This window comes from Sphaerobacter thermophilus DSM 20745 (assembly GCF_000024985.1).
In the GTDB taxonomy this organism is placed as follows: Bacteria; Chloroflexota; Chloroflexia; order Thermomicrobiales; family Thermomicrobiaceae; genus Sphaerobacter; species Sphaerobacter thermophilus.
In genome coordinates this window covers 2054822-2068361 of the sequence record NC_013523.1, presented here as the reverse complement: position 1 = coordinate 2068361, position 13540 = coordinate 2054822, and the positions used below count along the sequence as shown (strand labels likewise).

The window sequence follows — 13540 nt, the reverse complement described above, 5'->3', positions numbered from 1 at the left end:
GCGCGTCGCTTAGGCGACGTGGGAGGTAGCGCGGGCATGTTGAGATGCCGGGGTATCCGCGGAGCGACCACGGCCGACCGGAATACGGCCGAGGACATCCTGGAGGCGACGCGGGAGTTGCTGGCGACCATGATCGAGGCCAACGACATCGCCGCAGAGGATGTGGCGAGCATCATCTTTACCACCACGCCGGATCTCAACGCGACGTTCCCGGCGATTGCCGCGCGCGACTACGGCTGGGACATGGTGCCGTTGCTGTGCACCCACGAGATGGACGTGCCGGGCGCGCTCGACCACGTCGTCCGTATCCTGATGCACGTCAACACCGAGAAGTCTCCCAGCGAGATCAGGCACGTGTACCTGCGGCGCGCGCGGGAACTGCGGCCAGAGTGGGCCTACGAACCGAACGGCCGGTCTGTCTGACGGCACCGGCTGCCGCCGCACCGTTGCGGCGCATAGGATGCTCCGGCACGGCGCCGGATAGAGCGCGGCGCGGGTTGCCCGCGTCTGTACCATCAGACGAGAGTCAGGGAGAGCAGGGAGCGGGCTGATGATCGTCGTCATGAAGACCTCCGCCAGCGAGCGGGACCTCCAGGAGGTGATCGCGCGCATCGAGCAATTCGGCTTTGCCACGCGCAGCATCGTCGGTTCCGAGCGCGCGACGGTGAGCGTGCTCGGCGCGCCGCTGCCCGACTCGCTGCAGGAGGCGCTGGAGCGGATGCCGGGCGTGGAAGAGGTCGTCCGGATCACCAAGCGCTACAAGCTTGCCAGCCGCGAGTTCCACCCGGACGACACGGTCATCCACGTCGGGGACGTGGCGGTGGGCGGCAACGAGGTCGTCGTGATCGCCGGCCCCTGCTCGGTTGAGAGCGAGGCGCAGATCATCCAGACCGCGCACGCGGTCAAGGCGGCGGGCGCGAGCATGCTGCGCGGCGGCGCCTTCAAGCCGCGCACCTCGCCCTACGACTTCCGCGGCCTGGGGGAAGAGGGGCTGCGGCTCCTGGCCAAGGCCCGGGCTGAAACGGGCCTGCCGATCGTGACCGAGGTTCTCAGCGTTGCCGATCTCGACATGGTGGCCGAGTACGCGGACGTGCTCCAGATCGGCGCCCGCAACACGCAGAACTTCCTGCTGCTGGAGGCGGTCGGCAAGACGCAGAAGCCGGTGTTGCTCAAGCGCGGCATGTCCACCCAGATCGAGGAGTGGCTGCTGGCGGCGGAGTACATCATGGCGCAGGGCAACGAGCAAGTCATGCTCTGCGAGCGCGGCATCCGCACTTTCGAGACGATCACTCGCAACACGCTCGACCTGTCGGCCGTTCCGGTTGTCAAGCGCCTCAGCCACCTGCCGATCATCGTGGACCCGAGCCACGGGACCGGGAAGTGGTACCTCGTCCCGTCGATGATGCTGGCGGCGGTCGCTAGCGGTGCCGACGGGCTGATCGTCGAGGTCCACCCCAACCCCGACCACGCCCTCTCCGACGGCAGCCAGTCGCTGACATTCGAGAACTTCAGCGCGGCCATGCCCAAGTTGGCACGAGTCGCGGAAGCCGTCGGCCGGACCGTGCGGGCACCGCAGATGGAGATGGCGGCGGACTAGCAGCGTCGCCCCTCACCCCCGACCCCCTCTCCCCTTGTGGGAGAGGGGGAGTTCTTGGGAATGCAGCGAGAGGATCCCATGGACACACCCACCTCCCCCGTTGATGCCGTACGCTTCGATGAGCGTGGGCTGGTGCCGGCGTTGGTGCAGGACGCAGCCACCGGTCAAGTGCGCATGCTCGGCTACATGAACCGCGAGGCACTGGAGCGGACCATCGCCACGCGACGGCTCCATTTCTGGAGCCGCAGCCGGGGCAAGCTCTGGATGAAGGGGGAGACTTCGGGCAACGTCCACGAGGTGGTGGAGATCCGGCCCGATTGCGACGGCGACGCCCTGCTGGTCCGGGTGGTTCCCGCGGGCCCCACCTGCCACCTGGGGACCGACACGTGTTTCGCCCAGCCGCCGCTGATGGTGGGCGAGGCGGCCGTGCCGCCGACGAGTAGCGTCGTGGATGAGGTGGCCCGCGTGGTCGCCGAGCGGCGCGCTCACCCGGTCGAGGGCTCCTACACGACCTACCTGCTGACGACGGGGATCGACAAGATTGGGAAGAAGATCGGCGAGGAGGCAGCCGAGGTCATCATCGCCGCCAAGAATGCCGATCCGGAGAACCTCGCCAACGAAGCTGCCGACCTGATCTACCACCTGCTGGTGCTGCTGGAGGCGAGCGACGTGCCCACCGAGCGCGTGTGGGCGGTGCTGCGCACGCGACGGGGCCGACCGGCGGCGGATCAGTCTTCGTCGGCGTAGCGGAGAGGCCGGACCGTCATCCGTCCGCACTCGAGGTCGATGTCGAGCACGACGTCCCGGAGCGCGGGGAGGAGCGTCTCCTTGCCAGCCTCGTCGCGCACGATGTAGACATCGTTGGCGCCCGTCTCAAGGATATCGGTCAGGGTGCCGAGCGGGTTCCCCGCTTCATCCACCACCGTCAGGCCGATCAGTTGGAAGTGGTAGTACTCGTCCTCGCCGAGCGGCGCGGCCTGGTCCGGGCCGATGCGCACGACCGTGCCGCGCAGATCCTCGGCCTCGTCGCGCGTCTCGACCCCCTCGATGCGGAGGATGGCCACCCCTTTGTGGAGCCGCGCCGTGAGGAGGCGGCGCGGCTGGGCTTCGTCATCGAGATAGACCTCGGTGAGGTCCGGGATGCGCTCCGGGAAGTGCGTCCAGATGTTCATCCGGACTTCGCCGCTGATTCCCTGAGGTGCGACGATCACGCCGATCGCGAGGCGGACCTGATCGGGAGGGGTTTGCCAGTTTGGCTCACTCATGAATGTCCAGGCTGGCACGGAGTCCGTTGCGGGCCGCAGCGATAGTCAAAAGGGTGCGCATTGCGCGCGCGATGCGGCCCTGGCGGCCGATCACCTTGCCCATCTCGGCAGCGGGAACGCGCAGGTCGATGATGACGTTCGGGCCGCGACGCCGGGCCTGGACGCGGACTGACGCGGGGTCATCAACCAGACCCCGGGCGATGTACTCGACCAGCGCCTGCAGTTCGCCCATCCCGTCTCTGTTTCGCCCCGGCACGGCGACCTCCCCGGTTTGCTGGTGTCTCGACCGTCGCGCGGCCTACTCCTCGGTCGCGCTCTCTTCGGTCGTGCTCGTCTCGGCCGGGCTCTCCTCGGCCGGCGCGGGCGCGCCATTGACCCTGCCGGGGAGGACGCCGGTGCGGACGAGCAGGGTGCGGACCGTCTCGGTCGGCTGGGCGCCGTGGTCGAGCCAGTACTTCGCGCGCTCCGCATTCACCTTCACGGTTGCGGGGTTCGTCTTCGGGTTATAGTAGCCGACCACCTCGATGAAGCGGCCGTCGCGGGGAGACCGCGCCTCTGCGGCCACAATCCGGTAGTGTGGCTGTTTCTTCGCTCCCATGCGCCGCAGCCGCAGCTTGATCACGCTTCGCTGCTCCCTTTCCTGGTCTTCTCTTTCGTCCGCGGTGTCCGGCGTGCCGATGGACTAGCACGATCCACAAGGCACACATGATCAGCCCGGGGCAACCCCGGGGACTCCAGGATATTAGCACGCAGCCGGGTGCGCGTCAACGCGTCACGGGACTTGACGAAGTTCCGTGGTATGCCGGAGCCGGCCACGGTAGAACCGCCACCATCGCCCGTTCGCTGTCCTCCTGAGCGAAGGCGGAGGCAGTGCCCAGCCGGTTCCGGCGACTCCCTCCGAGCCGGAGGAGCGATTCGGCGCGTGGCTGGTCCGACGCGAGATCCTTCGATTCGCTCATGATGACAGGGCTTGTGGAGCGTGCTACTGGCGGGCATACCGGGTGATTTCCTCAAAGGTCATCGCGCGTTGAGTGGAGCCGGTACTGGGGTAATCGGGCTAGTCCGGGCTAGCGCTGAAATACTATGTATCACCCCAACGCTTCGTGCGTTATACCCTATGAGGGATAAGGCCGGTCGTGCACGACCCGCGGCGGCGCGGGTCGCGGCGTCCGTTGGGAGGGAGTTGACGCAATGCGCCGTCTAGTTTCGTTGGCCACTGCGCTGGTGCTCTCGCTGGTCTTCCTGCCAGTGGGTAGCACTCCTGTGAGCGCAGCTGCGCCGCCGCTGCAGCAACTGGAACGGGTCGTCTACTTCCCCCAGACGGGCCATCATGCGCAGACCGAGTTCCTACACTTCTGGTGGAGTCACGGCGGGGTCGACATCTTCGGGTTCCCGATCACCGAGGAGATTGGTGAGGACGGGCTGCGCGTGCAGTACTTTGAGCGCGCGCGGTTCGAGTGGCACCCCGAAAACCCGGAGAACTTTCGGGTGCAGCTCGGGTTGGTAGGACGGCAGGTAACCGCCGGACGGGACCATCCGGCGTTCACGCCGATCCGGCTTGATCAGCCCTATCAGAACAACGACGCGCACTGGTACTTCCCAGAGACCGGCCACTTCCTCAGCTTCGGCTTCAAGAACTTCTGGCTGGCGAACGGCGGGCTGGACATCTTCGGCTACCCGATCAGTGAGGAGTTCACCGAGAACGGCCACACGGTCCAGTACTTCGAGCGTGCGCGTTTCGAGTGGCACCCGGAGCACCGCGGCACGCGCTATGAGGTCCAGCTCGGCCTGCTCGGCCGTCAGGTAGCGGAATCCCGGGGCGTAAACACGGCCGGCATCGGGCAGCGACCGGACTCCGGGGTCTTCCCGCACATTACCCGGCTGCCGGATAAGTGGATCGAGGTCAATCTGAGCGTGCCCCAGCGGCTGACGGCCTGGGAGGGGAACACGCCCGTCTTCTCGTCGCCGATGTCCGGCGGGCTGCCGCAGTACCCGACGCCGGTCGGAACGTTCACCGTGCAGTGGAAGCTGCGCTACGACGACATGACCGGCGGGCTCGCCGGGACTCCCGAGTACTACTACCTGCCGGATGTGCCGTACGTGATGTACTTCTACACCGGCGGCTATGCCATCCACGGGACGTACTGGCACTCGGACTTCGGCTACCCACGGAGCCGTGGCTGCGTCAACCTGCCGATCGACGCCGCCGGCTGGCTCTACAACTGGGCGCCGCCCGGAACGCCGATCTGGATCCACTACTAGGTCTTCGGCAACGCTCGCTCGGGGCGGGGACAGGTCCCCGCCCCGAGTCGTATCAAGCCCCAAGGGGCGCGGCCCTCACCCCCGGTCCCTCTCCCAATTCTGGGAGAGGGGAGCGATGTGAGTGGGCCGGGAAAGGCCGCCTGGGCTGCTGAGAACGAGTGTGGTGCCTCTATAGCGGGCGCTTGGCGGGTAGGCCGGCGCGGCGGGGGTACTTCGGCGGGACGGGTTTGATCTGCTCCACCACGACGATCGCGGTGCCGGCCAGCTCCGGCACGGGCGCCGGGTCGATCGCGAGCAGGCGCGCGTGGAGGGTCGCCAGCGCATTCGCGGCCTCGGCCGCCTCGTCTTGCGCATCGCGACCCTTGGGAAACAACCCCCAGCCACCCGGACGCAGCAACGGCAGGCAGTACTCCAGCAGGGTCGGCATCCGGGCCACCGCCCGCGCTGTCACCACGTCGAAGCGACCGCGGTAGTCCGGGAGGTGCGCGAGTTCCTCGGCACGGCCGTGCACGGCGCGGGCGCCGGCTAGGTCGAGCGCCGCAATGGCGGCGTCGAGGAAGGCGACCTTCTTGCCCGTGGCCTCGATCAGCGTCAGGTCGAGGTCGGGCATGGCGATCTTGAGCGGAAGTCCGGGGAACCCGCCCCCCGCGCCGACATCTGCCAGCCGCGGAGGGTTGTCGGGATTCGCCTCACGGAAGCGGCGCAGATAGGGGATGAGGAGCAGCGAGTCGGCGAAGAGGCGGATCTCGACCTCGGTCGGCTCCGTGACCCGCGTCAGGTTGATCCGCCGGTTCCAGTCGAGCAAGAGATCCCGGTATCGGGCGAAGCGGTCGAGCGCCGTGGCGTCGAGCGCCACGCCCAGTGCCTCGGCAAGTCTGGTGAGAGTCGGGAGTGCGGTCATGTGCTGTGTCCCGTGGGCGATCCGACGCTTGTGCTCCGCCGCGGGGTGGTGGAGTGATACCGAACCCGGTCGGGGCGCGGGGCTGAAGCCGCCGCGCTGACACGGCGAAGCCGCCTAGAGCCGGCTGGGGGTTCCGGCCGCTCATGCCCTTCAACGAGAGAATCCGGCATGTCCACTGACGCATCCCCAGCCCGCCTTAGCGGGCTTGCGCTGTCAGCCCGGGGGTTTCCCCCCGGGCAGGTGCCGACCGCATACACGCCGTGAGACGGAGCCGCCTCTCAGCTCTACGCACCACCGCCTGCGACCGGAACGTCGGCCGGGCGGGCGCCGAGGAGTGCCGCGGCGCGGGCGGCGATGGTCTCGGCGTCGAGGCCCGCCTGCTTGCGCAGCACGCCCTGGGGCGCGTGGTCGAAAATCCGGTCCGGCACGCCGAGGGTCGTCACCGGTAGCCGCAGCCCCTCGCGGGCGAGGAGCTCCAACACGGCGCTGCCGAAGCCACCTGCGAGCATGGCTTCCTCGACGGTGAGCAGGTGGCCCGTGCGCTGCGCGCTGGAGAGGATCAGCTCCTCGTCCAGTGGCTTGACGAAGCGGGCATTGATGACGGTCGCGTGGATCCCCTGCTCGGCCAGAATGTCCGCCGCGCGCTCCGCGGGCAGGACCATGGTGCCGAGCGCGACGATGGTGATGTCGTCGCCCTCTCGCAGCACTTCACCCCGGCCGATCGGCAGCGGGTGTGGCTCCCCGGTAAGCGGCACGCCGACCCCGGCGCCGCGCGGGTAGCGCAGTGCAATCGGTCCATCCTCGTAGAGGATGGCGGTCTTGAGCATGTGGCGCAGCTCGTTTTCGTCCTTCGGCGCCATCAAGACCATGTTCGGCAGGCAGCGCAGGTAGGCGATGTCGAAGAGGCCGTGGTGGGTTCGCCCGTCCTCCCCAGCGAAGCCTGCGCGGTCCATGGCGAGGACCACCGGCAGTTTCTGGATGCAGACGTCGTGCACCACCTGGTCGAAGGCCCGCTGGAGGAAGGTCGAGTAGATGGCTGCCACGGGCCGCAGCCCTTGGGTGGCGAGGCCGGCGGCGAAGGTGACTGCGTGCTGCTCGGCGATGCCGACGTCGAAGAAGCGCTTCGGGTGCTCCTTGGCAAAGGGCAGCAGCCCGGTGCCGTCCGGCATGGCCGCCGTGATGGCGACGATGCGCTCGTCCTCGCGCGCCAGCGCGGTCAGCGTCTCACCGAAGACGTCCTGGTACTTCGGCGGGCTGGGCGGTGCGCCGGGGATCTTGATCGACGCGGCGTGGTGCTTGAAGGGGTCGTTCTCGGCCGGCTCGTAGCCTTTCCCCTTGACCGTCACCGCGTGGACGAAGACCGGGCCGTCGATCTCCCGCACCTGCTGGAGGGTCTCGATCAGGTCGCGCAGGTTGTGGCCGTCGACCGGTCCGACGTAGGTGAAGCCCAGCTCTTCCCAGATCATGGTGTGGTAGACGACCTCTTTCAGGCCGTCCTTCATGCGCTTGCCCAGCTCCAGGAGCCAGTCGCCCTGGGGCATGCGGTGGAGCAGGCGTTCCACCTCGATCTTGGCCTGGGTGTACCGCTCGTCGGTCCTAATACGACTCAGGTACTTGGGAAGCGCCCCGACGTTGGGGGCGATCGACATCTCGTTGTCGTTGAGCACGACGATCAGCGGGACCTGCAGGCTCCCGGCGTTGTTGAGTGCCTCGTAGGCCATGCCCCCGGTGAGCGCGCCGTCGCCGATCACGGCGACGGTGTGGAAGCGCTCGCCCTTCAGCCGGCCGGCGACCGCCATACCGAGGGCCGCGGAGATCGACGTGCTGGCGTGCCCGGCGCCGAAGTGGTCGTGCGGGCTCTCCTCGCGCTGCAGGAAGCCGCTGAGCCCTCCGGGCTGGCGGATGGTGTGGAAGCGATCACGCCGGCCGGTGATGAGCTTGTGCGGGTATGCCTGGTGGCCGACGTCCCACACGATCTTGTCCTGAGGGGAGTTGAAGACGTAGTGCAGGGCAATGGCTAACTCGACCGAACCGAGGTTGGATGCGAAGTGGCCCCCGGTCTTCCCGACGATGATGTCGAGGATCGTCTGGCGGATCTCAGCAGCCAGTTGCTCCAGCTCGCGCAGGGAGAGGGCCTTGAGATCCTCAGGGCTGTCGACTCGCTCCAGCAGCATGGGATCGTCCTCCATCGCGTTAGGATCGCCCGCCTTCGGGGCGAACGCTCCGGTGATCCTATCAGGGGCCGAAATATGGCGTCAAACGCCCGCCGGGCGGGAGGCACGATCCGTGCCGCAAACGTCTGGCGTCCTGCCAATTCTGACAACGTTCGGATCGCGCCAATGTTACCTGAACGTTGTCATATGCGCGGACACGGAGCGCCGACGGGTACGGATCCCCTGATATCGCAGCGGATTGGGCCGTCAGTTGCGCGACATCCGGCATAGTCACCGGCCGTAAGCGGAGTACCGCGTTCGTGAACATTACGCGATGAGCAGGATTGCGCCACTGGTAGGCGTACGGACAGCGAGCGAGGTTGGCATGCAACATGCGTAGCCATAAGCCGGGTTTGGTGCTTCTGCGTGAGAAGCATCAGCGGGGCGAGTTGTAGGCGTGGCACGACGCCGTGCTCGGCGATCTGAGGATATGGATGGCGACCAGGCAACTGACTCAGACGATACTTGTGGTGGAGGATGATCCCTCAATAGCGGAATTGATTGCCTGGGCGCTCGACGATGCTGGGTTTGTAGTGCATACCGCGCCCAGCGTGGCCGAGGCGCTGCGGCTCTGGGAGCAGGCGGCGCCGGATCTGGTGGTGGTGGACTTCCTGCTGCCGGACGGGCTGGGTTCCGACCTCGTCCGTGCGATCCGGCGGCACACTGACCACGACGACATCCCGACCGTGGTCATGTCCGCGCACCCGCGGGCGCGTGAGCAGGCCCGCGCCAGCGGCGCGGATGCATGCCTCCAGAAGCCCTTCGATCTCGATGAGTTCTTCGTTACCGTCGAGCGTCTCCTCGGGCGCGACGGCGCGGCGGAGCGCTCCCTCCACGACTGATATTGCCCGATGACGATGCCCGCCGGATGGGGGGCGGGCATCCTCCCCTACCGCGATTCCGTTTCCGTTGTCGGTCCATACACCCGTTCCGCGTGGTCGGAACGCAATACCAGCGCGAAGGCCCGGGGCTCGGCGGGGTTGCTGACCTGCCGGTCGATCAGGAATTCCGTGAAATGGCGGATCTGTGCCGGGTCGGTCAGGCTGGCCAGCAGCGCGCCCCAGTCGGGCTGCGCGAAGCTGGGAGGCACGGGTACCGTCAGGGCGTAGGGCCGTGGGACGTAGTCGGTGTGTTCTCCGAGCAGCGCGGGCACGTGCTCCGGCAGGGCGATCACGACGTCGGGCGGCGTCGTGCCGGTCGCCGGCTCGTCGGCGTCGACCACGCGCAGGTTCGGGAAGTCGCGCAGGTACCAGGCGAAGGGCTGGGCGATCTCCTCATCGAGCACGATCGTAAAGCCGTGGCCGCCGGTCGGGTCCTGCACGTTCTGGGTGAACGTGGTCAGGTCTGCACTCAACCTCTCGATGCGGGTGATCCAGCGCTCCACGGCGGGCGCGGTGCTGCCGATCAGCAGCGGCTCGCCGGGCCGGTTGACATTAGTGGCGCCGAGCATCACCCCGGTGTGCAGCGTGACCCCGCCGAGCACGAGCAGCGCCGCAAGGCCCACTAAGCCGGTTGCCGGCTGATTGAGCCGGCGTGCCAGCCACACCGTCGCCAGCAGGAGCGGCACCAGCACCAGCAGGATCAGGATCGCCAGCGTCAGCAGCCAGGCGAAGCGCGCGGACGTGGCCGGCGTGCTTCCGAGCGTGTTGAAGGTGCTGAGCAGCGCGGCGAAGGTGAGGAAAACCGCCACCACAAATGCCAGCCCGCGACCACTCCAGACCTCCGCCCAGTCGATCCCCCCGACCAGCGCGCCGAGCCCCACACCGCCAGCCAGAACCAGCGGCAGCACTGCCAGGCTGTATCGGTCCGCGCCGGAGCCGGCGACTATCGTGGCGACTACCGTCCCGACCGCGGCCCACGCGAGGATCGCCCGCGCCGGACGAGCGGTGCCGAACGGCAGCTTCTCCCGGTTGACCAGGACCTGCCACACCGCAACGACCGCCAGCACGAGCAGGAGGAACTCGTCGGCGACCAGCACCAGTGGGGTCATCCACCACTGCGTGCCTGCGCTGGCAAGGTGCTCGCGCCAGAGAGTGCCGAGGCTCCCGGAGATGAATGCCGAGAAGCCCGCGGGCCGCGTGAAGAGGACGGTGGAGAGCGTGATCAGCACCAGCAGCAGGCCCACTGCCAGGCCGGAGAGATCTCGCAGCCGGGCATGGCGCCCGCCCGCCATGGCGATGCCTGCTCCGGCGGTGAGCGGCAGTCCCACCCAGCCGAGCGGGCCAGTCAGTAGCAGCAACCCGGCGGCCGCTCCGGTGGCTACCGCCGACAGGGTCGTGGGTTGGCTCAGATGGTGCAGCAGGAGGGCCAGGAACAAGAGCGACCCGGCGACGAGCAGGCTCCCGGCTCCCGCCTGCCTGGCGGTGAAGGCCAGGGTCGGCGACAGCGCCAGCAGGATGGCTGCACTGAGTGCCGCCCCGCGGCCAACCCAGCGCCGCAGCGGCCAGAGCAGTGCGATCGCCCCGAGGCCCGCCAGCGCGGGCACGAGGCGCACCACCCCGTCGCTCGGCCCGAAGAGGAACATGGCCAGACCCTCTGCCTCGACCACGAGCGGGTGCGTCCAGGCGTCATTCGATAGTGTCCCGCCGGTCGCGAGCGCCAGCCCGTCGGTCGCGACGCGCGCCTCGTCCGCCCCGAGCGGCCAGGTGGTGAGCTGGGTGAGCCGCACGAGCGCCGCCAAGAGGGCGGCCGCGATCCACCCGACCCCCTCCCAGGAGAGGGCGGAGAGGTCCAGGCGCCGGTCGAGGGCGTCGGGCGCGGCGTCGGCCTGATCGAACACCGAGAGGCGGTGCACCACCGGGCGTCTCTCCTTCTGCGTGGTGCCGGCGCGATCCGGCGCTAGTAGCGCAGCCCGTTCAGGTACGGGACCAGATCGGCGCGGACGTAGACACGGAACCAGTAGCTCCCGATCGGCGCTGGCAACTCGCGGAACGCGACCAGTCGGAAGATCTTCCCCTGCTGTTCGGGTTCGTGGAGCGACCAGACGCTGCGCCAGACGCTCCCGGCGACATCGAGTAGGGTGAAGGGCGGCTCCTGGTCGTCCTGGTAGTTCTGGCGGCCCTCGTTCTTCAACTCCGGCGCGTAGGCGAAGCGGCGATAGGTCTGCTCCTCCGGGAACCACCAGCGCATCGGGTACTGCTGGAAGACGTAGTCCTCCAGTTGCCGCTCCAACTGCGGCGTGACGTTGTCCTGCGAGACGAGCACCACCGGCCCGGTGGGTGTCTCGGTGAGTTGGGTGCCGAAGTAGCGGCGGTTGGGGAAGTTGCGCAGGTACCAGTTGAACGGCCACTGCGTCCCCGAGTCGTACCAGACCTCCAGGTTCATCCCGCCGGTTAGCTCCTGGGACAACGCCTCCAGTTCCCGGGTCACGCGGGGCACGTAGGGCGAGGTCTGCACGTAGATCAGCATGTCGGTCGGGACATCGCCCGCGCGGTAGGTCATGTGCCAGCCGACGTGCACCTGTCCGAGCGCCAGAGCGACGGTGCCGGCCAGGGCCAGGGTGGCGAGCATCTGCCTCACTCCAAGCCGGACCGCGGCCGCGATCAGGAGCAGGGCGAGCAGGAGCCAGGGGATGTAGACGATCCACCAGTGGTCGGCGGCCCAGGGCCGAAGCGTACGCTGGAGGCGGGTCCCGAACGTCGTCTCCTGCTCCACGTACGGCCCGGCGCTGGCCCAGGCCATGACCAGGAACCACGCCACGGCGAGCCCGACGACCCCGGCGCCGGCGGCCAGCGCCTCCCGGCGGCGGGCGGGCGTCCACTCGCGCCAGGCCTGGGCGAGCCATTCGGCGGCTTCGCCCAGCAGCGCGGCCGCCAGAAGCGTCAGCGGCAGCGCGATGTGGACGGTCAGCCAGGGCATCTTCTCACCGGCCCAGGAGAGCACACCCAGCATCAGCATCGCCCAGTAGATGAGGAAACCCTGGACGTAGTGGCGATGACCGAGCGGGCTGCCGCCGCGCCGTGCCCGGAGCCAGCGCCGGCCGAGGCAGACGATGCCCACCGGGAAGAACAGGGCGGCGACGAACTCGTACTGGGGCACCAGCAGCAGGTAGTAGAACCAGGGCTGCTCACCGCGCTGCACGCCCTGCTGTCCCAGCCAGTATCCGAGGGCGCCGAACGTGCCGCTCGCCAGCCCCATCATGTTCGAGAAGACGCTGGTGTAGAGGACGACGAAGACGAGCGTGCCTAGCCCGGCGCCGATCAGCAGGCCGTGCCGCTCGGTGAGCAGGGCTCGCAGCGCGGCCGCGGTCGAGCCTTCGGCCGCATCGCCGAGGATGCCCTCGATCCAACCCGCCCCCGCGCGGCGGCGGTCGAGCAGCCACACCGCGGCGACGAACGCCAGGAGCGCGATGCCGATGGCCGCCACCACGACCGGGTGCCGGAAGAGTGCGACAGTGAAGCGCCAGATTTGTTCGCTCGTCGGCTGGTCCCAGGGGATGCCGGGCAGCGGCCCGACGCCCAGCGCCTTGAACGTCATCGCCGCCGCACCGAAGGCGACCAGCGCTCCGGCGGCGACCAGCAGCAGGCCGGGCGCGGCGCGCAGGGCCACGGCAATGGCCAGGAAGGTCACGAAGATGAACAGCACGATGAAGCTGACTTCCTTGGTGGTGAACAGGAAGCCAATAGCGAGCCCGCCGAGGATCGCCCAGCGCGGCTCGGGTCGCTCAACATAACGCACGATGGCGATGGCCAACGCGAACGTCCCGAGCAGGCAGTAGATGTCGTGCCGGATGAAGCGGGAGTAGAAGAGGATCGACGGCGACACCAGCAGGAGGGCCGAGGCGAACAGCGCGCCCCAGCGCCCCAGCAGCCGCGGCCCGCGCAGCAGCCAGGGCAGCATGACGACGATGACGCCGGCGACGGCCGGCATGACCCGCGATACGTAGTCGCTCGCGCCGAAGAGCAGGTAGAGCAGGGCGTTGGCGTGGAACAGGAACGGCCCGTGCATCAACGGGTTGTGCTGGTAGCCGAAGCCCTCGGCGTAGATCCAGGAGTAGTAGGTATGGAGCGACTCGTCGTGGTGCAGTGCGCGGGAGCCGAGATCCCAGAAGCGGGTCAGGACCGCGGCCAGGAAGATGAGAACGTAGAGGGCGGTCTCCAGCGAGATGGTGGTCGGGAGGATGCCCGCAGCGCCCCGCCGCGGCGGTCGCGCGGCGACCTGCGCACCGGTCATCTGCCGCGCGCGGTGCATCGCGGCGGCCGATCGCGAGGGAAGATGGTCCGTCTCCAACAGATCGTCCCGTTCGGTCAGGTCGCCTCGCCCCAATCCGGTACCGTCGTTCGCGCTGCCGATTCTACACCGC

General features: G+C 68.4%; 12 protein-coding genes. 5 read left to right on the top strand and 7 right to left on the bottom strand.

The genetic code is table 11. The features are described 5' to 3' along the window. Positions 1-36: 36 nt before the first annotated feature. From aroH to hisIE, 3 genes are all read left to right on the top strand, one after another. Positions 37-423, top strand: coding sequence for a chorismate mutase (gene aroH, locus STHE_RS09455; RefSeq protein WP_012872350.1), 387 nt, complete (start codon positions 37-39; stop codon positions 421-423). Positions 424-550: 127 nt separating this feature from the next. Beyond that, a complete protein-coding gene (aroF, locus tag STHE_RS09450) occupies positions 551-1597 on the top strand; it encodes a 3-deoxy-7-phosphoheptulonate synthase (protein WP_012872349.1) in 1047 nt (348 codons plus the stop codon). Between the two features lie 60 nt (positions 1598-1657). Beyond that, a complete protein-coding gene (gene hisIE / locus STHE_RS09445) occupies positions 1658-2344 on the top strand; it encodes a bifunctional phosphoribosyl-AMP cyclohydrolase/phosphoribosyl-ATP diphosphatase HisIE (RefSeq protein ID WP_012872348.1) in 687 nt (228 codons plus the stop codon). Here hisIE and rimM read toward each other — a convergent pair. The 3 genes from rimM to rpsP all read right to left on the bottom strand — a co-directional run bounded on the left by rimM (position 2326) and on the right by rpsP (position 3484). Beyond that, positions 2326-2862, bottom strand: coding sequence for a ribosome maturation factor RimM (gene rimM, locus STHE_RS09440; protein WP_012872347.1), 537 nt, complete (start codon positions 2860-2862; stop codon positions 2326-2328). The two genes, hisIE and rimM, sit on opposite strands and share 19 nt — an antisense overlap. Next, on the bottom strand, positions 2855-3094 hold the full coding sequence (locus STHE_RS09435) for a KH domain-containing protein (RefSeq protein WP_012872346.1): 240 nt from the start codon (positions 3092-3094) through the stop codon (positions 2855-2857). The genes rimM and STHE_RS09435 overlap by 8 nt, the downstream gene beginning before the upstream one ends. A gap of 66 nt (positions 3095-3160) precedes the next feature. After that, the gene (gene rpsP / locus STHE_RS09430; RefSeq protein ID WP_012872345.1) at positions 3161-3484 is read right to left on the bottom strand and encodes a 30S ribosomal protein S16; all 324 of its coding nucleotides are present in this window, start codon (positions 3482-3484) and stop codon (positions 3161-3163) included. 569 nt (positions 3485-4053) lie between these two features. Between rpsP and STHE_RS09425 the strand changes: the two genes are divergently transcribed. Next, a complete protein-coding gene (locus STHE_RS09425; RefSeq protein WP_012872344.1) occupies positions 4054-5124 on the top strand; it encodes a L,D-transpeptidase in 1071 nt (356 codons plus the stop codon). Positions 5125-5293: 169 nt separating this feature from the next. Here STHE_RS09425 and rsmG read toward each other — a convergent pair whose 3' ends face one another. Both rsmG and dxs read right to left on the bottom strand, forming a co-directional pair. Continuing rightward, entirely contained in the window at positions 5294-6025 is a 732-nt protein-coding gene (rsmG, locus tag STHE_RS09420) for a 16S rRNA (guanine(527)-N(7))-methyltransferase RsmG (protein WP_012872343.1), read from the bottom strand. Between the two features lie 284 nt (positions 6026-6309). Beyond that, positions 6310-8199 carry a 1-deoxy-D-xylulose-5-phosphate synthase gene (gene dxs / locus STHE_RS09415; protein WP_012872342.1) on the bottom strand — a complete coding sequence of 630 codons (1890 nt, stop codon included), beginning with the start codon at positions 8197-8199 and terminating at the stop codon, positions 6310-6312. Positions 8200-8672: 473 nt separating this feature from the next. Here dxs and STHE_RS09410 point away from each other — a divergent pair, with 473 nt between their 5' ends. Beyond that, positions 8673-9080: a response regulator gene (locus STHE_RS09410; protein ID WP_012872341.1), complete on the top strand. Its 408-nt coding sequence runs from the start codon at positions 8673-8675 to the stop codon at positions 9078-9080. A 47-nt stretch (positions 9081-9127) separates the two neighbouring features. Here STHE_RS09410 and STHE_RS09405 read toward each other — a convergent pair whose 3' ends face one another. Together STHE_RS09405 and STHE_RS09400 are read right to left on the bottom strand one after the other, a co-directional pair. Continuing rightward, positions 9128-11035 (bottom strand): glycosyltransferase family 39 protein, encoded by a 1908-nt coding sequence (locus tag STHE_RS09405; protein ID WP_012872340.1) that lies wholly within the window; start codon positions 11033-11035, stop codon positions 9128-9130. 41 nt (positions 11036-11076) lie between these two features. Next, positions 11077-13503, bottom strand: coding sequence for a flippase activity-associated protein Agl23 (locus STHE_RS09400; RefSeq protein ID WP_245534856.1), 2427 nt, complete (start codon positions 13501-13503; stop codon positions 11077-11079). Positions 13504-13540 lie beyond the last annotated feature (37 nt).